A 21,593-nucleotide genomic window follows, 5' to 3' on the forward strand; every position below is an offset into this window, starting at 1 on the left:
ATGCAGATGTGGATTTAAATCTAAGTGCCGCCGAAGCAACGCAACAATTATACGAATTGTATAAGGACGACTTGTACCGCTACATCCGCTTCTCTCTTGGTGATCCACATGAAGCCCTAGACCTTGTTCAGGATGTCTTCATTCGAGTACTTCATTCTTGGGATTCCTATCGTGGAGAAGCGAAAGTGAAGTCATGGATTTGGTCTATCGCTCGAAATCGAATCATTGACTACACCCGAAAGCGTAAAAATCGAACAAGTGACAGCTTAGACGAACGATTTGACGTAGCCAGTTCAGACAGCAGTTATGGTGTTGTGGAATTGGAAACGGTGATTCGAAATTTACCTAACAAATATCGTGAAGTTGTGATTTTGCGCTTGCTACAGGACTGGTCTACAGCAGATGCAGCCCAAATTCTGGGGTGGTCACAAGCTAAGGTTCGTACAATGTTGCATCGTGCCATGAAAGAATTGAGAAGTGAACTGAAAGGCGTGAGAACAGAACAATGGAACCGCGGGCATTAGAAGACGAAATGAAACAAGTACTTGCACCTTTAAATCACATTACGCTGCCGCGAGAATCAGAGCAGAAGGTCCGTACCAATCTTCAAGATGCTATTCAAGATTACGAATCCGGATTAAAACGTTTTGCTGGTTACAAAAGCCGGCGTAGAAATAGACTTTTCCCAGCGATGTCAGCAGCCGCCTTTGCGATAGCAGCAGCAGGAGTGACATATTACGGATTATCAAATCTTGTAAACGGATCGAAACAACCAAGTACTGCGGCACATGATACCGGTTTGAGCAATATCAAATATACAAAACAGACGCTCCAAACCATACAGGGAACCGCAACGCAATCTGGTGTCTTAATGTATTTACCTCACAAGGTTTTGCCAGACGGTAAAGTTACTGTTGTAAAAAACGGCGGGAAGGGGTCTGCAATTCTAGATTTTAACCGAATCTGGATCATCGAAAGCAGCCAGCCGATATCACCGCCACAGAGTCAATACATCTCCTCAAAAGAATTTGTAACGCTGCCAGAAAACAATCAAAGTACATTTTATAAGCTAAAAAGGAATAATGACGCATTGTACTTTAAGCAAGGAAAGACATACATTGCAATACAACATCTGCGGGGTCAATTGCCAACCAAGCAGCAGCTTATTGCTATCGCGAGTTCGTTCAAAGGTGTACCGAATTCTACCCCTAAGATCGTCTTCGGAGCCGCTCAGTACACGCACCAGCAACTTTCCCAAGTGAAATCGCAGACGAAACAGATTGGAACCGCACTTTATGTGCCTCACCTCTCTGCCAAAGGAGATGCATTAATTTCAATTCAACGGGGAACCGGTACGTTTACAAGTGGTAAAACAGTAGAGTTGAAATTCCGTAAATTCTCACTCTTTGAGAGTGCTACACACATGTCGGTTCCAGGTGGAATCAGCAGCGAAAAAAACGTGCAGATAGCGAATGATAAGAGCGGGCGTTTTGCCATCGCAGAGTTGAAACGAACAAACGGAAATATTCAATCTGCGTCGCTCATCACCTTTAAGCAAGGGAACACATTCATACAGATTCGGAGCAGAAACGGAACCGTGCTACCGCAAAAGGCATTAGTGCGCATTGCGAACTCGTTATATAAAGTCAAATAGTAACAGAACTCAACAACAGAACTCTTAACACTCAGTCTTCGGACGTATGTCAAGACCATTCTCCAATACAACGAGCACCTGTCCCAACTTAAAAACAGATAGATGCCCTTGCTCAAGATATCGAAAGTATAAGATTATCCAGTCTATCCCCGGTATTGGTCAGAAAACCGTGGCAACGATTATCTCTGAAACCGGAGAAATAGACCGGTTGAATCATCCTAAGAAACTAGTGGAGTTTGCCGGTGTAGACCCGAGTGTCCTCTCGTCTGGCAAGTTCGCAGTAACCTTCAGCCGCATTAACAAACGCGGTTCAAGCAGACTGAGGCATGTGCTCTATGAAGCCGCTTCATGTGGGTTGCGAAAAACAGGCCGTAACAAGCTCAGGGTTGTCCAGCAACACGGGCTTGTTAAATTGTGTTTTCTGACGAATTTCTTAACACCAGATACTGTATCCATGGTGTCCACACCAACAAAGGTTATGATGCCTTGGTACTGCTTGCTTAACTTCTGCAGTTCTGGGGCTTCTTTGTTACAGGGAGCACACCATGATGCAAACGCATTTAAAATCACTGGATGCCCCCTTGCCAACAGAGAGTTCAACGAGACCTTTTTATTTGTGTTTAGCTCCGTCATGGAAAAGCTCGGAGTCTCTCTTTTCTTGGAGACCTGTTTGCTTGCGATTTTTTGATCACGTTTACTTTACTAGCCACGTTGACCCGCAACGGTGAACTACACACGCTTACAGTCAGCGCTAGGAGAGCTGTGCTCGAAATCAAGAACCTTTTCAACAGGTCACACCTCCGTGGCTATATTTATTATTTGAGATAGGACTTTACCCTGTCTAACGAGCGTGTTATGAATAACATCCATATTATAAATATTTTAGCAAATATCGGGTCTCCGTCATATAGTCTGCCCGAAAACGCTTGGATTTCATCTACACATTCAAGGTGTTGCACCGCCTAAATAACTCTGATCTGGAAGATGAAGAGCACTGGCAAGAGAGCTCCAAAAGATATTTGCTTTAGGATTGTTTGTCGCACCCGTCAAATGTTGCCCCGTGGATAGTCTGATTTCTTCGCAGCCGTTTGGATCAACGTGTGCCGTCACAAGGTTCTTGTTTCCTGATTCGAATGTCAAAGTATATTCGATACCGAAATCAGCAGGACAACTTACTGAACCTCTAGGAAATGCCTTGAACACTTTTAATCCCGCATACATCTTTTGTACTATGTCAACATCCTTAACCGTTACATTCAACGGCTTGAATTTTCCGTGCCGTTGACGGGTAATATACACCGAAGTAGGATGTGAAAATGTAAATAAGCTACGTTGATATACATTCCAGCCAAGTACAGTGAGTCCGATTAACACGAATGGCAGACCAAACAAAATGTTAATTCGCCACTGCTTATCCTTCCAAATCTTCATAGTGCTTCACCCCTCATTGTTCGTCTTTTCTTGTTTTGACGGAATTTTCTCTAATTTTTGAACAACGTCGTATTGTAAAAGTGCATATTCATGCGGCCTTCAGTGGGCTCTAATAGTTGCGTGAGAGTTGCCCTTAACCAGCGTTGCTGTTTCACACCTCCTTAGCACGGGGCATCCGGTACCCCTTCTTCATCTGAAACAATAAGCCCGTTTCTTAGTAACAGTGCAACGGTTACTCCGACACCCTGTTTTTTGTTTCCTGAAAATGAACCATCGTATATGACATTGCTGCCACATGAAGGACTGTTCTTTTTGAGAATTGCCGTGGTTGCTTTGATAGTTTGTGCCACATTGAGCGTTCGGTACGCTCCATCAATAAAACTCTGTGTAACATCATTGCCATGACTGTCGATGACTCTGGCTGTACCGTCAAGCACGTCAAACCCATCTCCCCCAACAATTTCAGCTGGAAACCTCGGCGTCGGAAGTCCCCCGAGTTGTTCAGGACATACTGGAACAGCCTCTCTGTTTTGAACCAATTTCTCAACTTCTGGATGCAGTGCGGACTTATTATCATATCGACACTTGCATCCAATCAGACAAGAGCTAACAATTTTTATCGTAGTCGCCTCCCCGAGAGTGGCCCATTCATAATGATGGCACCAAAAGCATTGGCCGTACAGGGATACCCACAACATTTACGGACAAAACGTCAAACAGAGTTGTTCTAAAATGCTTTCGGGCGACAAGCCCCGTACATTTCTTTGAAACAGATACGTATCACTGCGTAATACGGTAAGCAACAAGTCTGATCGAAAGACGCTGTCAGGGGATGGTTGCCCAGCCGTATTCATTTCGTCAAACAGCGCGGTGAATACTTCATGCAGTTGATCATATATGGGGTTGCGTCTACCTGCCGCAGTCCGACTCCTGTCAGCGCCTTCTTCGACACCCGTCAGAAGCTGCAGCTTCGTCTCCCGAAAACGGATGAATATGCTGAGAACGCCTTTCAACCGCTGTCTGGGCATGTCACCTTTGTGTTGTTCCAAGTACGCCTCAATGTCTTCAAACAGAATCACAACGTTGTCTTTAATTAACTCCAAACACAACTCGCTCTTATTTCTATAATGGCGGTACAGGGTACCTGGCCCGATTTGAGCTTCAGTGGCAAGCTGATTCATACTCACTTTTTCTACGCCGTGCTTTTCAAAGAGCATACTAGCCACGTCTAATATGCGCTGACGATTCTCTGCAGCATCCCTACGCCTTGTTCGTGTCTCTCCTGGATGATTCATAACATCAAGTCCCCACATTGGAATAGCACTGCCGTTGACAAACGGAGATATCTCCGTTTATTATAACAGGAGTGGTCTCCGCTTTATCATAGCGAATCGATGGACTGCATACAAGACGTTGGAGTCACTGTAAGGAGTGAAGCGAAGAATGCACAACGAGAACCCATTCTCATGGAGGTTCGTTGCACCGATGTATATGGGTTCAACGTTGAACCCAATTAACAGCTCAATGCTAGCCACAGCATTAGTGCCCATTTCGGCATTTATGCATGTTTCGGTTGCACAAACCACAGTACTCGTTACCGCCCTCTATCTGGCGAGTTCGATTGCTCAACCGACTGCCGGAAAGCTTTCTGTGGAATTCGGCCCCCGCAGGGTTTTCTTAACAGGCATTCTCCTGGTGCTTTTGGGCGGTCTGCTGGGTGGATTTGGACTTGACTTAACCATGCTCATTCTCTCTCGGATTCTTATCGGCATTGGAACTTCTACCGCCTACCCGTCTGCCATGCTTTTGATTCGCAGACGTGCAGAGTCGGCAGGGATGGCAAAACCGCCCGGAAACGTACTGGGTGCACTCCAAATTGCCGGAGTGGCTACAGCAGCTGTGGGACTCCCCATTGGCGGAGTGCTCGTAGATGCGTGGGGGTGGCGGACAGTATTTCTGGTGAATATCCCCTTTGCGCTGGTTGCATTTGTCATGGCTGCTCTTTGGATTCCAAAGGACGGACCTATCGTCGGCGGCAGAACCATTGGACAAGTCCTATCTCGTATTGATATCACCGGTATTGTCGGATTCGCTGCAACCATCACTGCCCTGATGGTCTTCCTCTTCTCGCTGCCTCGTGCCGAGTGGATTGTTTTAGCTCTCTCTGTCGTATTTGGTGTTTTGCTCATATGGTGGGAGCTTCAGTCAAACCATCCTTTTATCGATGTGCGTATGCTCGCTACCAACTTAGCCTTAGCCCGAACCTACGTACGGTTTTCCTTAATCACGCTGTGTATCTACACAGTCCTCTACGGTGTTACTGAATGGATTGGTGCGGCACGGGGAACGTCAGCACTCGAAGCCGGTCTACTCATACTCCCTATGAGCGTTGTTTCGGCGATCATTGTTGGCCCTGTTTCGAAAAGAAACTTGGTGCGGGGCCCGTTGCTTGTTTGTGCGGGATCGTCCATTGTTGCCTCGATTGGCGTGCTCTTTCTCACCGGGAGTACTTCAATTGTCTGGATTGTGCTCATTACGGTAGTGTTCGGCGTCACGATGGGTACGATGGCTAGTGCCAACCAGACAGCTTTGTACCTGCAGGTGACTTCCGAGCAAATTGGAACCGCTTCAGGACTGCTCCGGACCTTCGGATACATCGGTTCAATTGCTTCCTCAGCACTCATCGGTATTGTTTTTCACGCAAGGGTGTCCGACGGCGGTCTTCATCATATTGCACTCATCATGATAACGATAAGCGCGATTGCCCTGATTTTGACCACTGCCGACCGCCGATTGAAAGTCCTTAACAAACAAACAGCAGGAGTTGCACCCTAATAAACAGAGAACATGCGCAAAACACGGAAATACGAAGACATGACATACGCCGTGGCTGAGTGTTACATCGCCCAGTTTAACAGTCCCACGGGAGTTGAAATCATTCTTGCAGTTGCATCTCACCAATTAGTTTGGTACTAATTAAATATGTACAAAGTATTTTGCGGAGGGGTACAGGAGGAGGGGTCCAGATAGATCCTACAGACGTTTTTGTAAACAATTTGGGACATTGGGTCCGCCGTGTCTACCATGAAATCACAATCCACACGAATGAGGTTCTGCGCCCCTACGGCTTAGCTAGGAGCCAATGGGAAGTTTTATACCGCATAGCCGGTTCCGACAGTCCTGATGGCATTACTCAGAAGGAACTACAAACGACTATGAAGGTTGAATCGGGAACATTGACCGGAATTGTGGATTCTCTAGTGAAAAAAGGTTGGCTCGTCCGAGAAGAACACCCGTCTGACAGACGAATAAAACGACTCAAGATGACACATGAGGGCCATCAAAGCTGGGTAGATATACCCAATCCCATTGAGGTCCTTCGCCCACAAATGATGAACGGTATTACCTCCGAAGAGGAAGCTTTCGTTGTCAAACTCCTGCAGAAGGCAGTGTTGAATTTGAACTTGTTAGATAATGAGGGGGAAAGCAAGTGAAGGTGTTGGTTACAGGAGCCACGGGATACATTGGCAATCGTTTATTACACTCATTGCAAGCTTCTGGGCATGATGTAAAAGTATTAGTCAGAAGCCGCGTTGACCCCATTGATTCACTTGAGAACATCGAGCAGGTGGTTGGAAACCTAGCTGTTCCCGACTCACTCGAGAACGTGACCCAGGATGTCGAGACGGTATTTCATTTAGGTGGCGGTATGCGACCTTCTGATGGAAATCTAACGGCCGTAAATGTAGATGGAACAAGGCGTTTAATGAAAGATGCAATCAAACACCGCGTTCGACGCTTCATTTATTTGAGCGCTGCTGTCGTCTATGGAGACATTGTCACACCGCCGGCGTCTGAGGGGACCGTGTGTAATCCCTTACGTGATCATGCGTATGCAATTTCAAAGATGCAAGCTGAGGAGCAGCTCCTGTCCCTCGGCAATGATAAGACAGACGTTGTGATTATCCGAATTCCACAGGTGTACAGTGCGGGAAGTCCGTCGATAACTCGATTTCCTCAGTTAGCGGCGATGGTCGAAGGGAACAACACCACCCATTTTGTTCATCGAGAGGACGTGGTTCGAGCCATTTTAATGCTGGCAAGTTCCGATTATGCTCCGGGAATTTATAACGTCGCCGATGACCAGCCGCTGACAGTCCACGATGCCGCCTCCATTATTCGCAAATCTTTGGGTACTGCAGACCGAAAGCCCCAAGGGCAAGCAACCATTCCCCCGATGCTGCGTCGAGTCATGGAGGCAACATTAGTGTTAGACACGAGCAAAATAAGACATTTGGGTTTCTCACTCAAGTATCCAAGCCTTGAGGAAGGCATTTTTCATGAAAAATGAATGAGTTCTGCGGCCATCCTCGCCTGCATCCGGAGAAGGTGGTCGCTCAGTCTCGCTCGACAGTTCGACCTTTTCATTCAAACGCTGCGATATATCACATTACGTGTGCACATTACGGGATGACATTACGGAGCTACATTGCACTGGTGAGTTACATCTGCTGCAAAATCCAGTGTGCATATCTTGTCCCCTTTGGCGTTTAAAGCACGTTTGGAAGATTCGATGCATTTCTTCGTGAGAAATCTCCTGCTGGCACCTCATACAGAAACACTTAACTGTCACCTTTATCGCCTCGTTTTCTTACCTTACGCCCATGTTTGGTGACAATCCAACTCGCAACCCGGGCATACCAGACACATCAAGTGGTAAACGGGCATGCTTACAAGTGGCAGTGATACAGTCTTCCTATGAAACAAAGTATACAGATTAAATGTTACGACCAGTTTACGATCGCATTTCCATTCGCTTACTTTTAGACGAGATTAGCCACATTAGCGACCGCAACATTTGACATACAGTGAGTGGGACGGCAGCATTTGAGAACTAACGAGATCGATCTTACTCGATCTTACAATCGCATCGGATTACAGTATCAGGCTGACCCACACGACGAAACACCCGGCAAGCAGTGAACTCCCTAAGTAAATGAACGCTTTTCTCTTGCTCTTCCTTGCCAAATGCAGACTTTCTGCGGACATCGTGGAAAATGTTGTAAATCCCCCGCAAAATCCGGTACCAAGTAGCAGCCACCAGTTCACATCCGCAGAAACAGTACCCAGGTTCCGAAATATCAGCCCCAGCAGAAGGGCCCCAAACACATTCACAACCCAGGTGCCCCAAGGAAAATCAGATTGGGAAATGCGTACGGTCAGGCTGCCAATGCCGTATCTCAATACCGATCCCGCTGTTGCACCCACCCCAACCACCACCTCGGCCGATAAGCTCATTCCCTCATCCCCTTTAGATCGCGATGAGCCGAGGGTGTCTCGGCGACATCTTCCGAACTCAGGGTGATTTGGGGACTGATTCGGGGACTGATTCGGGGGCGCACCCAAGATTCTGCAAGAGACTCTCCAGCCAAGACCAGAAATACACCTCCAACCAGACTTAGTCCGGTGTACACCAGCGCTGCAGCAGGATTGTTCGTTGCGACTTGTAAGATATTGAGTGTAAACGTGGAAAAGGTGGTAAAGGCCCCGAGAAAACCCACGCTGACGCCGAGTTGAAGCCATTCACGCACCCGCCTGCGTGATGCCGCAATATAGAAGAAGCCAATGAAGAACGACCCAACCAGGTTGCTTACCAGAGTAGCAAATGGCATCTGAAACGCCGGAACCATTCCCACGACGGGACCAAGCAGGTGTTCCAACAAGACGCGTGAAGCGCCTCCCAACGCAGCAAAAACAGCAATTGCAAAGATGTTCATAATGCCCCTCCTTCGATGTTTGACGCAAAAAGGCTCCTGCGAACCTAAATGCGTTTCGCAGGAGCCATCAACCACGAAGGTAGTTTTCTCGGTGAGCTCCATCACCTTTGCAATACTTACAATGTACTTGTGACGACTCACGCCGTCCTGTGGCTTCATTGTAACCAGTAGACAGAGTCTCCGTCAACTGCGGTACATCTCCGTCCCCGGACACGATGTAAGGCCGTCGGCTGAGTGAATGGGATGGCTGCCGGGATGGGCCCGGGCTCCGTCGGCGAGCCGGTTAGTGCCTGAAGGGCAGGCCCGGGCTCCGTCGGCGAGCCGATTAGTGCCTGAGGGGCAGGCCCGGGCTCCGTCAGCGAGCCGGTTAGTGCCTGAGGGGCAGGCCCGGGCTCCGTCGGCGAGCCGATTAGTGCCTGAGGGGCAGGCCCGGGCTCCGTCAGCGAGCCGATTAGTGCCTGAGGGGCAGGCCCGGGCTCCGTCGGCGAGCCGATTAGTGCCTCGAATGATCCCTATTTGGCAAAGGGCGATGCAATTGTGATCCCAATGATCCCTATTGCCACCCGGCCCGAGACATTAGGGAGCGAAATGATCACTACCGCGGAGTGGGGCAAGGTGGAGCGTAGGTAATAAGGCGCAACGGGATCCCTATTGTAGAAGCCGGCTCGTGATAGTGATCGCATCGATCACTATTGGTTGGCGCGCGTCATAATAGGGAGCAAAAGGATCCTTAACGAACGGATGTTTGCGAACGAAGTGGCTTGGACCGGGAGCCTGCATGAGTGGTACCGTCTTGTTTTAAACCAAATTCATCATATTATGGTCTACAATGGGAATCCGGTGATATAAGTCGAATAAAAGGAACTTTTCCGCTCACCTTCTTCGTCGATCGCGCTGTCTGATGCTGACGGAATGGCTGGCGGGATGGGCCCGGGCTCCGTCGGCGAGCCGGTTAGTGCCTCGAATGATCCCTATTTGGCAAAGGGCGATGCAATTGTGATCCCAATGATCCCTATTGCCACCCGGCCCGAGACATTAGGGAGCGAAATGATCACTACCGCGGAGAGGGGCAAGGTGGAGCGTAGGTAATAGGGCGCAACGGGATCCCTATTGTAGACGGCGGCTGGTGATAGTGATCGCATCGATCACTATTGGCTGGCCCGCGTCGTAATAGGGAGCAAAAGGATCACTAACGAACGGATGTTTCCGAACGAAGTGGCTTGGACCGGGAGCCTGCATGAGTGGTACCATCTTGTCATCCTCCTCATAGAACTGGTTGTGTTGACAGGTCCAATTTTACCCAGATTCTACTCAGAGGAGAGACAAGACAAGATGGCATTGTTCCACTATCTTGGTGACCGCCAACCGTACACCGGCATAGGGATTCGGCGGCAGTTACTAGTTACTGTGCGTAGCTCAACCCTTCATACATGGGATAGCGCACTGTCAACGCATCGACTAAGCCCCGTGCCTCGGCCAGGGCTGCATCGCCAAACTCGCTCTGCAGGGCTACCTTGAAGATGTCTGCAATTTCGCTCATAGCCTGTGTATCAAAGCCGCGAGTCGTGACGGCAGGTGTACCAATGCGGATGCCGCTGGTGACGAAGGGTTTGGCGGGATCGAATGGAATCGTGTTTTTGTTGACCGTAACACCGACTTCGTCCAGCCTGTGTTCTGCTTCCTTACCTGTTAAATCGAAGTTTCTTACGTCAATCAGCAGAAGGTGGTTGTCAGTGCCGCCTGAAACCAGTTTAAATCCGCGGGCACCCAAGGCTTGTGCCAAAGCCGCTGCATTCTCAACAATCCGCTTGGAGTAATCCTTGAATTCGGGCTTTAGCGCCTCTCCAAAGGCGACAGCTTTGGCTGCAATGACGTGCATCAACGGGCCGCCCTGAATACCGGGGAAAATGGCTTTGTCAATGGCTTTCGCAAACTCCTCGGTTGTCAGAATCATGCCGCCGCGAGGACCCCGCAGGGTTTTATGCGTGGTTGTCGTTGTAAAATGGGCATAGGGAATCGGAGAAGGATGGTGGCCTGTTGCAACCAAGCCTGCTATGTGGGCCATGTCGACCATGAGATAGGCTCCGACTTCGTCAGCAATGTCACGCATCTTTTTAAAGTCAATAATCCGCGGATAAGCACTGGCGCCGGCGACTATCATCTTGGGGCGGTGTTCCTTGGCCGCAGCCAAGACTTTATCGTAGTCGATGCGTTGCGTCTGTTCATCTACGCCGTAGGCGACAAAGTTGTATAGTTTTCCGGAAAAGTTTACAGGACTCCCGTGGGTCAAGTGACCGCCGTGAGAAAGGTTCATTCCAAGTACAGTGTCACCGGGATCTAACATGGCATGATAGACAGCCATGTTGGCCTGAGCACCAGAGTGAGGCTGTACATTTGCATGTTCGGCACCGAAGAGTGCCTTTGCCCGATCCCGCGCCAGGTTTTCCACGACATCCACGTACTCACAGCCGCCGTAATAACGTTTACCTGGATAGCCCTCAGCGTACTTGTTTGTCAAAACACTGCCCATTGCCTGCATAACAGCTTCACTTACAAAATTTTCTGACGCAATCAACTCAATCTTATTTCGCTGTCTCTGCAACTCTTGCTCCATTGCTTCTGCAACTTCATTGTCCCAGTCTTTCAAATTAGCCAACCAAATCCCTCTCTTTCTCCCTCTCTCAGTCTGATTTTATCTTACACGATTTGTACCAACCCGTCTGCCGCGAATTCCATTCAACAGGTCTAACCCATTCAACTCATTCAACCCATTCAACTCATTCAACACACCTAATCGCAGGTGCTCCCTGGTTCAGTTGCGCCTGATTTCGGCTCGTTCGGCGCCGGGCTGTCAGTGCCCACTGAGCCGCTTGTGTGCTTGTCCAAGTCGGGAAATACCCGTCTGCGTGCCTCTTCTACATCATAGACGGCTCTTGCTCCGCCAATCAGAGGCCCTCTTGTTCGTGCCATCGTTATATGGGCTTGCCCCACTTCTGTGCGTCTGCCCCGCACTGGTACGGCGACATGTCGAAGATGCATGCCAATCAGTGTGTCGCCGACATCAATGCCGGCATCGGCCTCAATTGCATCAACCAAACAGGCACCTGGCAACGCAAAGAAGGCGTGAGCCGCAACTGCTCCTCCTGCACCAGGAACAGGAATCGCATTTACTTCACGCCAGCCTTTTTGACGAGCCACGGACCTCTCCACCACAACCGCCCGGTTCAGATGCTCACAGCACTGAAAAGCGACGGAACAGCCCGTGTTCTCTGCAAAGTCGAGACACGCTTGGACAACTTGTTGTCCAACTTCGAGTGAAGTAGCCTTGCCAATGTGTTTCCCCAACAGTTCACTGGTGGAAGCACCAACAATCAACACATCCCCTGCTTGCAGAGAAGCCGCATCACGCAGGTCTTCCAAGCATTCCGTCAATTCCATTGTAATGTCGCTCACAACCTCATTCTCCTCTCGTCAGAAGCTGTGATTTACATGGCAAGTCAACATGTAGCATCCAGGTTCTGCCGCTCAATCTCAGTCATTTTATCAACCCGGCGCTGGTGTCTTCCCCCTTCGAACTCAGTGGTCAAGAAGACTTTCACGATTTCTGCAGCCAATCCCGGACCAATGACGCGTTCACCCATGGTCATCACAGTGGCGTTATTGTGCCTGCGAGCCATTTCAGCCGAGAATGTGTCATGGACTGTTACTGCACGAATTCCGGATACCTTGTTGGCACTGATTGCCATACCAAGGCCTGTACCACAAATCAAAACACCTCTATCGTACTCACCTGAGGCAACGCCCTTCGCAACCTGAACCGCAAAGTCAGGATAATCAACGGAATCTTCGGAGTAGGTTCCGACATCAGTGAGTTCAAAACCTTCCTTTTCCAACATGGGCAGGAGTAGTTTTTTCAATCTATAGCCTGCGTGATCGCTGCCAATTCCCACTTTCATCGATTCCATCCCCTTACTGTTATTTGCTTTTTACTTTGTACCTGTGTCGGGCCCTGTCCCGTTCAGTCTATCAATCAGCAAATCAATGTATTTATTGAGCTCTGCGGCACACTGTTTATACTCCTGCTTGGAACCGCCAAATGGGTCTACGATATCATATCGTCCCGCGTTCTCACTGTCCGTATCCGCACCCATCGCGAACTTAGCGAGTTGATGAATTTTGGATGAAAACTCGGGAAAGTGTGCCAGAAGGTCGGCGCGGTGACCTGCTGTCATTGTAAACACGTAAGATGCGGAAGCAATCAATTCGGGGCTCAATTGCTGTGAATAATGGGCCGATCCGTTAATCCCCAGTTCATCCAGCGCCCCAACCGCGTGTTTTGACATAGGCATCCCCGGGGCAGCAAATAGTCCTGCTGACGTTACCGTCCAGCTCAGGCCCTTCTGTTGTAACTTTTGCTGCAGTAAAAAAGCCGCCATCGGACTGCGGCAAGTATTACCCGTACATACAAACACAATATGCATAAGGGTCAGACCCTCCTGTCTCAACCAAGCCCGTTTCAACTAAAATTGTCTAAACCAAACGAGACGCAAGCTCCTAGTCACAAAGCGCAGCAGGCTCATGACCAAAGCCACTCTATCCAAGTCATTTCCGCAAGACTTTTGCTGTCTACAGTATAGCCCTTGTCAAAAACACCATGCAACAGCCTGCTACTTTATAAGAAAATGGATTCCGAATCCAATCAGAATTGCAGCACCAAGCAGTTCTCCGTATTTTCCCGCCAATGAAGTTACTCTTTTCCCCAACCACAGTCCAAGCAGGCACATCATCGAGCCGATTATCCCGAAGGACAGAACCGAGACAACGCCGAAAGCTGTACTCCGCAGACCAAGACTGAATCCAACTGAGAGTGCGTCAAAAGAAACTGTGAGAGAAAATATAGGAATTGCAAGGGAATGCGGATTAAAGGACTTCTCGCTTTCCCCCGAGAAGAGAGTAGAATAGACCATGTGAAGCCCAAGCCCAATCAGCAATAACGCGCTGAACCACTGGGCAACCTGACCAAGGAGGCCTTGTACGACCATTCCTGCGACAAGCCCAACGGATGCCATAAAGACATGGGCAAGTCCGATATTTGTCACAAGCTGCCAGGCAGTGTCGCGTTTGATACCTTGAAGCCCCAGACCGACGGCGAGGGAAAAGGCATCCATACCTAATGCCAGTGACATCATTAGAATTTCGAGTAAGTCATGTATGTGATTTAGCAACCTTATCCCCCTTCGCCAGCTTTCGGATTGTCAGGGGCCGAATCGACCAAAGAAATGGGCAGCGCCATCCTCTTCCAAAATGTATGCGCCTGTCCACGTGGACATGATTGGGGGAACAAGAAGTGAACAAGAGCCCACACAACTCGACGAATCGTTTTTTGACACACTCTGTGGCGAAACTCCTGTTGGCGTCTGTCGTTGTTTCATTCAGTGTGTCTGCCTGCGGGCAACAAGCAACGCCTCAATCTCTGACGCTGTCCACCAGCCCAAGCAATGCTAAAAATCAAAACGAAGGTGTGAGCCTGGTCAGCCTTGGTGACTCTATTACGTTTGGTGAACATCTGCCAGGGTCAAAGCTTCCTGTTGTACCAGGGAAACAGGGCACGCCGTCAAAATATGCCTATCCGTTTCTAGTGGGCAAAAAAGAAAAGTGGAATGTTCATGATTTAGGGATGGCGGGATATACTTCTACGCAACTCTTGAGGTATATGAAAAATAAGAGAGTGAAGCACGATTTGCGAACTGCGGACGTTGTAACCGTTGATATAGGCAGCAACGATCTCATTGCCGCCGCCTACAATATTCTTGAACAGATGTTTAAAGATCCAAGCAACACTTCGCCTCAGACCCAACAAGCGATATTTGCGAAGGCACTGAACAACTATGCCAAGAAGCTCCCTGAAATTATTACCCAAATTCGAAAACAGACCGATGCTCCGATTATTCTCATGACCTTGTACGATCCGTTCCCCGCCGGCAGCTCGCTCCACGAAATCACGGAACCTCTGCTGGCCAAAGCCAACCATATCGTCCTGCAAACAGCAGTCGAACACAACTGTATGCTCGCAAACATATACAGCCTCATGAACCACCATCAGAACGAACTGGTTCGTGTGAAGAGCAACGACATTCACCCTACGATTGCCGGACAAGAAGCCATTGCCAATGTCGTTGAGAACGTCATTAACAACGCCCAAAACTATCGGCCGGAGCAATATGTCTACACAACTTCAGACCTCAACATCTATTCACATCCGCATCCGTCTACGTCACCCGCCGCAACCGTTACGGCAGGGCATCTGATTCAGGTCATCGGACGCAAGAAAGACTGGCTCCGTGTTAGGACAGCAACCGCACAGGTCGGCTATGTACAAAGGACAAATCTACAATTGATTGACTGGCCCTGGCCTAGACCCAGCCACCTCGGCCCCATTTTAAACAACGCGGCAGACAACAATTCCGGGGCCACAAGTCAACAAACACCGTCTACAGCAGTTGACTCAGGCCAAATCCATGTACAAATGAGTCCTTCCATTAAGGGATTTCGGTTCCATAACACCATTTATGCATCTCTGAGTCAGCTTGCAAAAGCGATTGGGGCCAATCTCCAGGTAGGAACAGAGAATCAGACAATCGATGTTCAGACGATTTTACAGAGCGGAATTAAAGGGTGGGTAGATACACACAAGACACCGCCTGTGCTGCATTACTTTTGGCCGATGTACGAAAGTCCCGACCAAATAACAGGGAAAGGAGATTACAATGTGCATTACACCGCGACCGGCACTACCCAGTTCGTCCAGTTGCAGCAAACGGATTATCTCCTTGAAATAGACGGTGAACCAGTCCGGCTAAACGCTCCAGTCATCCAGTTGGGGCAAGGACAGTTTCTTAATTCCGGGCAGAACCTGTATGTCCCGGTATACGAATTCTGGAAGGCCCTCGGCGGCAACACCAAGCAGTAAGGCTTTCCGATGGGCCTGCGAGGCCGTCCGCTCAGGCTGTCCGCTCAGGGCCGTCATAGAATTCTTTATATGGAGCCGCTATACTTCCTTCACTCTGCCTTCGGCCGCTTTTCCCAAGCGGTTCATTAGGGCAGCCCCCATGTCCGTATTGGGTACACCCTGTACCAAGACATGGCGAACACCCTGTCTGTCAAATTCACGCAGGAGGCGATACAGTTCACGGCTGAGCGCACCTATGTAAGACTCCCCTTCCGGGGGTTTCCACGATTTTACTCGGCCAGTAAAATCCCTCTCCGAAATGACTGCAATTTCCGCGCTGTTATAGTCGTCAATGAACTTCATCATTTCTACCAAGATCCGTCCTGAATCGCCATACCAGACGTGCACCTTTGCTTCAGGAGCATAGTGCCGGTACTTCATTCCAGGTGACTGGGGCGATTCACCTGAATCGCTGGAAGCTAGGTTTTCAGCGTACACGACGGGGATTTGCAGGGCATCCTCCAAAACCTCGCGGGTTATGTGCCCGGGGCGGTAAATGACAGCGTGATCGTCGAAGATCTCAGCCACAGTGGATTCAAGGCCCACGCTGCAGGCACCGCCATCAACCACACCGTCGATAAGGCCGTCCATATCCTCAATGACATCCGCGGCCGTAGTTGGGCTGGGCTTGCCAGACTTATTGGCACTTGGAGCCGCCACTGGACATCCTGCCGCTTCCAGAAGCTTCAGTGCCGCGGGATGGCGCGGAATACGCACACCCACATTGCGCAAGTTTGGATGGACACCTTCGGCCAAGGCGCTGTTTGCGGGAAGGAGCAGAGTGAGTGGACCCGGCCAAAATTGTTCCATTGCGACTTTTGCGGCCTCGGGAAGAGCGGTTTCCTCATCCATCACTTGATGTAACTGTGAAACGTCTGCAATATGTACGATAAGCGGGTTGTCCGCCGGGCGCTGCTTCGCCTCAAAGATTTTCAGTACGGCTCGCTGATGAAGGGCATTGCCTCCCAAGCCGTACACAGTTTCTGTGGGAAACGCTACGAGACCATCGTTGCGCAAGATATCTGCTGCTCGGCTTAGGTCCTCCGCCTTCCATTCCTGTTCTTCGGAAATATGCCACACTTCCACAGTGGGTTTGCCTCCTGAAACGGGACTGCCTGCTATGACAGGATCCCTGTAAAATCATACTGGTTATAAGCTCTATCATCATACTGGCTGTAAGCCTCTATTGTCATAAATCGTAAACATATGCTCTAAAACCATTGCTTAACGGTCTTCCATAGTTCTTCTCCGTAGTCTACGGACGCCAATCGAACGGCTACTTTCGTGGGTTTCCCCTGTAAGTTTGGAACTGTAATTGTTTCGAGCGGCGGCAGGTCCGGAAAACCTCCTGTGTTTGGCACCGCATCTCCATCTGCTATATCTACGAAACACAAGGGCGGAAAGAGCACACACCACCAGTTCTTGCCCTGTCCCTTCCCGAGAATAAAGCGGAGAGCCTTATAGTTCCCAGCAGGATAGACGCGGTTCCCGTAAACCTTTGTGGGAAAGGGGACTTTCCCTACCTTCGCTTTCACATCGTACCGGAAACCGTGCTGATGAACAACCTGTACGGCCAGTGACTTGAGTGAAGGTAGGTGATTGGTAACAATTTTCTGAGCCTGCGCTTCAGTGGTCGCACCTTTTATCAACTTGGCAACTTGAACAACCACGGCGTTTCGCACCTCACGTTTCAACTGCTGGTCTGCCGCGCTGTCGCTGTTGGCAATGATGCGCAGCCGCAAGGCGTTTTTGGGGATGGGGGCGTCGTGTGGAACGGCGGGATCGACCTGGGAACTCACCGTTAAATCCGCCGGCTTGGATGCTTGAGCCTGCGACGATATTTGCTGTTTAGATGTTGGGGGTGTGGCAGACCGGACCTGGCCTGTTTGTACCCGACCAGCAACGCCGGCGGCAGATGACCGCAGCCCAGCGACCGCAGTCTTACTGATATGGTTCATTGTTTCAAGTATATGTCCACCACCCGCCAAAACCGCAACGACAGTTACAAACGCGATGAGCCTCTTCCATCCCATGTGGTTTCCCCTCCTACCATGTCTAGCAAACAGTCTGCCCACGAAATGATAGGTTTAAACGCGTTGATAGAGTTTGTTTTTGGATTATTTTTGGGGTGGTTTTGGCGGTGGTTCTGGTGGCGGTTCTGAGCACGATCTTGGCGGCGGTTGATAGAGTTCATCCGGCTGTTTATAATTTAGTGAATAATTCTGACGACTAGTTTTGCGGGGACATCAAGTTTGCGCAGACACCAAGTGTTTTGAGATTGAGGAGGCTGCATATGAATGTTCCGGTATCGCGCCGTGTTCACCAATTGACAACAGGAATCTTTTCTGAGCTGGCTGAGAAGAAGAGAGCAGCTAAAGCCTTAGGGCAAGATGTTATCGATCTGAGCATAGGCAGCCCGGATCTCCCCCCTCCTGCCGAAGTTCAGAAGGCACTCGTTGAGAACGTCAAGGACGGGTCCCAGTTCGGTTACACGCTGCGAGGGTTACCCGAATTTCATGAGGCGGCAGCAGACTTCTATTATCGCCGGTACGGTGTTCAAGTCATGGCGGAAACAGAAGTACTCCAACTGATGGGGTCTCAGGACGGCCTCGCTCACTTAGCCACCGCACTATTGAATCCAGAAGATGCGGTTCTTGTGCCCAACCCGGGCTATCCTATTTATGAAGCCAGCGTTCATATTTCCGGTGCGCAACTGATTCCTATGCCACTCCAAAAGGAAAATGGTTTTCTGCCTGACTTGAAGTCACTTGCAGAACAGGACCTGAGCCGAGTCAAGCTGATGATTCTGAACTACCCTGGAAACCCCGTGACTGCGCTGGCTAACCGGGAGTTCTTCGTAGAGTTAGTCGCGTTTGCGCGGCGCCACAACATCGTGGTTGCCCACGATTTTGCCTATTCTGAACTTGTTTTCGACGGCAAACGTCCTCTGAGCCTCTTGTCTATCCCAGGCGCCAAGGAAGTAGCTGTTGAGTTCAATTCACTTTCGAAGACATTTAACATGGCAGGATGTCGAATTGGCTATGTGATGGGAAACCAGCATATCATCGGGCTGTTGGGGAGACTCAAGTCCCATATTGATTATGGGATTTTCGAGCCCATTCAAAGAGCGGGAATTGCAGCATTGCGCAGCTCGCATACCGTATTGGATCGACTTGTACAACAGTACGAACAACGGCGCAACACGTTGATAGGCGGGCTGCACGAAGCCGGATGGCCAGTACCGCGATCAGAAGCCACCATGTTTGTCTGGGCACCCATTCCCAACTTGGTCGGGCGACAGGCTCCTTGGACCTCCCGTGAATTTTCCTTCGATCTCCTTGAAACCACGGGAGTCGCTGTAACCCCCGGCAATGCCTTTGGCAGTCTGGGAGAAGGTTATGTCAGAATAGCACTTGTCCAACCGGAGCAACGGTTGGCAGAAGCCGCCGCGCGCATCAATTTGTTTTTGGACAGAGCCCGAGCAGCAAAGTGACGTTGACAAAGGCATCCCCCAACGAGCTGATTGGCGGTGAGCGGAAAGGTCCAGATCCGCTGCGCGAGCGACGTGGGGAGCCGCGGGCCGGCGGATGACGGCAGGACGGGGATAGCTGGTCAGCGAAGAGTCATTGGAGTGCCGAAAACAACTGAACAAGAAGGAGAAGAAGGAAGATAAACGGGATAACCCGTTTATCCACCCTCCAAGGTAAAAAAGCAGCGGAAATGGACCAGATTCCTTTTAGCGCAGAAGCTCACCGCCCAGGCTAGCCAATCTGGAGCCCCGGCCTTCACAAAACAGCCACAAAGCAACCTGCTATCCGACGCGAATGTGGCGGAACTGTGTCGGGAGGCTCAATGAGGGGTGTAGAGCAGAAAATAGCGATCCCACAAGTGCTTATGTGAAATAAACCTGTCGCTCGACGGAAATAAGCATTCGAGAAGAGCTTATCACCCCAAAATCCTCCGAAAACGGGGGCAAAACAACAGATAAGCTTGTCTCAAGCGCTTATTTCGACCGAACAGCTTCAATGTCAGCAAATAAGCTCCTCTCGGATCTCTATTTGACGGCGACTCTTGCCTGCGACTCCTCTGAGATGCCCCTTAGCAGAGAGTCATTGGAGTGCCGAAAACAACAGAACAGGAAGGAAAAGAAGGAAGATAAACGGGAACCGTTTATCCACCCTCCAAGGTAAAAAAGCAGCGGAAATGGACCAGATTCCTTTTGGCGCAGAAGCTCACCGCCCAGGCTAGCCAATCTGGAGCCCCGGCGTTCACAAAACAGCCACAAAGCAACCTGCTATCCGACGCGAATGTGGCGGAACTGTGTCGGGAGGCTCAATGAGGGGTGTAGAGCAGAAAATAGCGATCCCACAAGTGCTTATTTGAAATAAACCTGTCGCTCGACGGAAATAAGCATTCGAGAAGAGCTTATCACCCCAAAATCCTCCAAAAACGGGGGCAAAACAACAGATAAGCTTGTCTCAAGCGCTTATTTCGACCGAACAGCTTCAATTTCAGCAAATAAGCTCCTCTCGGATCTCTATTTGACGGCGACTCTTGCCTGCGACTCTTGCCTGCGACTCCTGCCTGCGACTCCTGCCTGCGACTCCTGCCTGCGACTCCTGCCTGCTCCTCTGCTCCTCTGCTCCTCTGCTCCTCTGCTCCTCTGCTCCTCTGCTCCTCTGCTCCTCTGTTCCTCCCCGCACCACCCGACACCGGGCGCTTCCACACCGCCCACGCCCGGAAACCGAACTCACGGCAGGTCAGATGACACCGCGGCTTCCAGCGACAATTCGCTCAATACCCCGCAAATCTGCCACAGTCCAGAAATGCCAGCCATTCCACTTTCCTGACTCCTTGAAAGAGCGAGATACGACTTCCGCCTGGCCTGCTCCGACTTCCGCAAACAGCGCAGCCGATCCCGGAGCAAACACCCCTTGCCCCATCTCAATAAGCCGGCGGTAAAAGTCCAAACCCTCAACCCCGCCGTCAAGAGCTGTTTTCGGTTCAAAGTCTCTTACTTCGATATCGAGAGAATCTAGTTCACCTGTTGGAATGTAGGGAGGATTGGTGACAAGAACATTGAATTGAATGTTCCCGGAGCGCACCAACTCAATTCCGTCGCCGTAATGAAACGACACCTCTGCACCAAAGGATTTCGCATTCCGTTGTGCGATGTTCAGCGCAGCTTCAGACACATCCACAGCACGCATTTGAATCCCCGGACACTCCAGTTTCAAGGTTACTGCGATAGCACCACTTCCGGTCCCTACGTCGACAACTGCTGCGTTTCTATGGTGATTTGTTATCCACTCTTTAGCGGTCTCCACCAGCCACTCCGTTTCCGGACGAGGAATCAAGCAGCCTTCGTCCACGGCAAACTCTCTGCCGTAAAATCCGGCACTACCTGTGATGTACTGAAGTGGAATACTATTTGCCCGATCTCGTACGGCCTCCGCAAACCTCTCAGCCACACCCGCTGGGATAGGTTCCGAGAGCCGAGACAAGAGTTGTACTCGATTCCAGCTTCCTGCCCATTGCAGTAACATTTCAGCCTCTGAACGCAAAATAGACTGCCGGTGTTCTGTTTCCTGCATGGCAATCTGACTCTCGTTTAACAACAATGAGGAAGCCCAACTGAGGGCTTCCCCGATACTCCAAGTTTCTGCGCTCACAGGAATTCTCCTTACTCAAACGCGATGAAACCGCCGGTTGCTTGAAAGCG

At 50.1% G+C, this 21,593-nt stretch carries 21 protein-coding genes, 1 pseudogene and 1 riboswitch; of the genes and pseudogenes, 8 read left to right on the forward strand and 14 right to left on the reverse strand.

Translation table 11 applies throughout. The features are described 5' to 3' along the window. Positions 1 to 8 precede the first annotated feature (8 nt). The 3 genes and pseudogenes from GI364_RS23370 to GI364_RS25000 form a co-directional block, all read left to right on the forward strand. The gene (locus GI364_RS23370) at positions 9 to 524 is read left to right on the forward strand and encodes an RNA polymerase sigma factor (RefSeq protein ID WP_198851558.1); all 516 of its coding nucleotides are present in this window, start codon (positions 9 to 11) and stop codon (positions 522 to 524) included. Next, entirely contained in the window at positions 506 to 1,654 is a 1,149-nt protein-coding gene (locus GI364_RS23375; protein ID WP_198851559.1) for a hypothetical protein, read from the forward strand. The genes GI364_RS23370 and GI364_RS23375 overlap by 19 nt, the downstream gene beginning before the upstream one ends. A 30-nt stretch (positions 1,655 to 1,684) precedes the next feature. Continuing rightward, positions 1,685 to 2,033 (forward strand): annotated as a pseudogene (locus GI364_RS25000) (transposase); the annotation flags it as partial. Here GI364_RS25000 and GI364_RS25550 read toward each other — a convergent pair. The 4 genes from GI364_RS25550 to GI364_RS23395 all read right to left on the reverse strand — a co-directional run bounded on the left by GI364_RS25550 (position 1,988) and on the right by GI364_RS23395 (position 4,380). After that, positions 1,988 to 2,287 (reverse strand): TlpA family protein disulfide reductase, encoded by a 300-nt coding sequence (locus GI364_RS25550; protein ID WP_370541811.1) that lies wholly within the window; start codon positions 2,285 to 2,287, stop codon positions 1,988 to 1,990. The pseudogene GI364_RS25000 and the gene GI364_RS25550 overlap by 46 nt on opposite strands. A 312-nt stretch (positions 2,288 to 2,599) precedes the next feature. Further along, positions 2,600 to 3,085, reverse strand: a complete 486-nt coding sequence (locus GI364_RS23385) for a hypothetical protein (RefSeq protein WP_198851561.1) — start codon at positions 3,083 to 3,085, stop codon at positions 2,600 to 2,602. 161 nt (positions 3,086 to 3,246) lie between these two features. Then, the gene (locus tag GI364_RS23390; RefSeq protein ID WP_198854182.1) at positions 3,247 to 3,705 is read right to left on the reverse strand and encodes a 2-thiouracil desulfurase family protein; all 459 of its coding nucleotides are present in this window, start codon (positions 3,703 to 3,705) and stop codon (positions 3,247 to 3,249) included. A 78-nt stretch (positions 3,706 to 3,783) separates the two neighbouring features. Then, positions 3,784 to 4,380 carry a TetR/AcrR family transcriptional regulator gene (locus tag GI364_RS23395; RefSeq protein WP_198851562.1) on the reverse strand — a complete coding sequence of 199 codons (597 nt, stop codon included), beginning with the start codon at positions 4,378 to 4,380 and terminating at the stop codon, positions 3,784 to 3,786. A gap of 148 nt (positions 4,381 to 4,528) precedes the next feature. Here GI364_RS23395 and GI364_RS23400 point away from each other — a divergent pair, with 148 nt between their 5' ends. From GI364_RS23400 to GI364_RS23410, 3 genes are all read left to right on the forward strand, one after another. Next, the gene (locus GI364_RS23400) at positions 4,529 to 5,920 is read left to right on the forward strand and encodes an MFS transporter (RefSeq protein ID WP_198851563.1); all 1,392 of its coding nucleotides are present in this window, start codon (positions 4,529 to 4,531) and stop codon (positions 5,918 to 5,920) included. 221 nt (positions 5,921 to 6,141) lie between these two features. Then, entirely contained in the window at positions 6,142 to 6,579 is a 438-nt protein-coding gene (locus GI364_RS23405) for a MarR family winged helix-turn-helix transcriptional regulator (protein ID WP_198851564.1), read from the forward strand. Next, positions 6,576 to 7,436 (forward strand): NAD-dependent epimerase/dehydratase family protein, encoded by an 861-nt coding sequence (locus GI364_RS23410; protein ID WP_198851565.1) that lies wholly within the window; start codon positions 6,576 to 6,578, stop codon positions 7,434 to 7,436. The genes GI364_RS23405 and GI364_RS23410 overlap by 4 nt, the downstream gene beginning before the upstream one ends. A gap of 584 nt (positions 7,437 to 8,020) precedes the next feature. Here GI364_RS23410 and GI364_RS23415 read toward each other — a convergent pair. The 7 genes from GI364_RS23415 to GI364_RS23445 form a co-directional block, all read right to left on the reverse strand. Further along, on the reverse strand, positions 8,021 to 8,383 hold the full coding sequence (locus tag GI364_RS23415) for a fluoride efflux transporter FluC (protein WP_198851566.1): 363 nt from the start codon (positions 8,381 to 8,383) through the stop codon (positions 8,021 to 8,023). After that, positions 8,380 to 8,862 (reverse strand): fluoride efflux transporter FluC, encoded by a 483-nt coding sequence (locus GI364_RS23420; protein ID WP_198851567.1) that lies wholly within the window; start codon positions 8,860 to 8,862, stop codon positions 8,380 to 8,382. The genes GI364_RS23415 and GI364_RS23420 overlap by 4 nt, the downstream gene beginning before the upstream one ends. A gap of 51 nt (positions 8,863 to 8,913) precedes the next feature. Beyond that, a riboswitch (Fluoride riboswitch) is annotated at positions 8,914 to 8,977 on the reverse strand. Positions 8,978 to 10,264: 1,287 nt separating this feature from the next. Continuing rightward, positions 10,265 to 11,518, reverse strand: coding sequence for a serine hydroxymethyltransferase (glyA, locus tag GI364_RS23425; RefSeq protein ID WP_198851568.1), 1,254 nt, complete (start codon positions 11,516 to 11,518; stop codon positions 10,265 to 10,267). A gap of 134 nt (positions 11,519 to 11,652) precedes the next feature. Beyond that, positions 11,653 to 12,315: a TIGR01440 family protein gene (locus GI364_RS23430; RefSeq protein ID WP_370541812.1), complete on the reverse strand. Its 663-nt coding sequence runs from the start codon at positions 12,313 to 12,315 to the stop codon at positions 11,653 to 11,655. Between the two features lie 44 nt (positions 12,316 to 12,359). After that, positions 12,360 to 12,818, reverse strand: coding sequence for a ribose 5-phosphate isomerase B (gene rpiB / locus GI364_RS23435; protein WP_198851569.1), 459 nt, complete (start codon positions 12,816 to 12,818; stop codon positions 12,360 to 12,362). 30 nt (positions 12,819 to 12,848) lie between these two features. Continuing rightward, positions 12,849 to 13,343 carry a low molecular weight protein arginine phosphatase gene (locus GI364_RS23440; RefSeq protein ID WP_198851570.1) on the reverse strand — a complete coding sequence of 165 codons (495 nt, stop codon included), beginning with the start codon at positions 13,341 to 13,343 and terminating at the stop codon, positions 12,849 to 12,851. A gap of 186 nt (positions 13,344 to 13,529) precedes the next feature. Further along, positions 13,530 to 14,087, reverse strand: coding sequence for a manganese efflux pump MntP (locus tag GI364_RS23445; RefSeq protein ID WP_233095933.1), 558 nt, complete (start codon positions 14,085 to 14,087; stop codon positions 13,530 to 13,532). 122 nt (positions 14,088 to 14,209) lie between these two features. On the opposite strand from GI364_RS23445, the gene GI364_RS23450 reads away from it, so the two are divergent. After that, positions 14,210 to 15,832, forward strand: coding sequence for a GDSL-type esterase/lipase family protein (locus GI364_RS23450; protein WP_198851571.1), 1,623 nt, complete (start codon positions 14,210 to 14,212; stop codon positions 15,830 to 15,832). 78 nt (positions 15,833 to 15,910) lie between these two features. On the opposite strand, the gene GI364_RS23455 is transcribed toward GI364_RS23450, so the two are convergent. Together GI364_RS23455 and spoIIR are read right to left on the reverse strand one after the other, a co-directional pair. Then, positions 15,911 to 16,957: an L-threonylcarbamoyladenylate synthase gene (locus tag GI364_RS23455; RefSeq protein ID WP_198851572.1), complete on the reverse strand. Its 1,047-nt coding sequence runs from the start codon at positions 16,955 to 16,957 to the stop codon at positions 15,911 to 15,913. A 125-nt stretch (positions 16,958 to 17,082) separates the two neighbouring features. Beyond that, positions 17,083 to 17,904: a stage II sporulation protein R gene (gene spoIIR / locus GI364_RS23460; protein ID WP_233095934.1), complete on the reverse strand. Its 822-nt coding sequence runs from the start codon at positions 17,902 to 17,904 to the stop codon at positions 17,083 to 17,085. Positions 17,905 to 18,164: 260 nt separating this feature from the next. On the opposite strand from spoIIR, the gene GI364_RS23465 reads away from it, so the two are divergent. Beyond that, on the forward strand, positions 18,165 to 19,364 hold the full coding sequence (locus tag GI364_RS23465) for an aminotransferase class I/II-fold pyridoxal phosphate-dependent enzyme (RefSeq protein WP_198851573.1): 1,200 nt from the start codon (positions 18,165 to 18,167) through the stop codon (positions 19,362 to 19,364). A 1,267-nt stretch (positions 19,365 to 20,631) separates the two neighbouring features. Here GI364_RS23465 and prmC read toward each other — a convergent pair. Beyond that, positions 20,632 to 21,543 (reverse strand): peptide chain release factor N(5)-glutamine methyltransferase, encoded by a 912-nt coding sequence (prmC, locus tag GI364_RS23470; protein ID WP_198851574.1) that lies wholly within the window; start codon positions 21,541 to 21,543, stop codon positions 20,632 to 20,634. Between the last annotated feature and the right edge of the window lie 50 nt (positions 21,544 to 21,593).

The sequence above is a fragment of the Alicyclobacillus sp. SO9 genome (genome assembly GCF_016406125.1).
In the GTDB taxonomy this organism is placed as follows: domain Bacteria; phylum Bacillota; class Bacilli; order Alicyclobacillales; family Alicyclobacillaceae; genus SO9.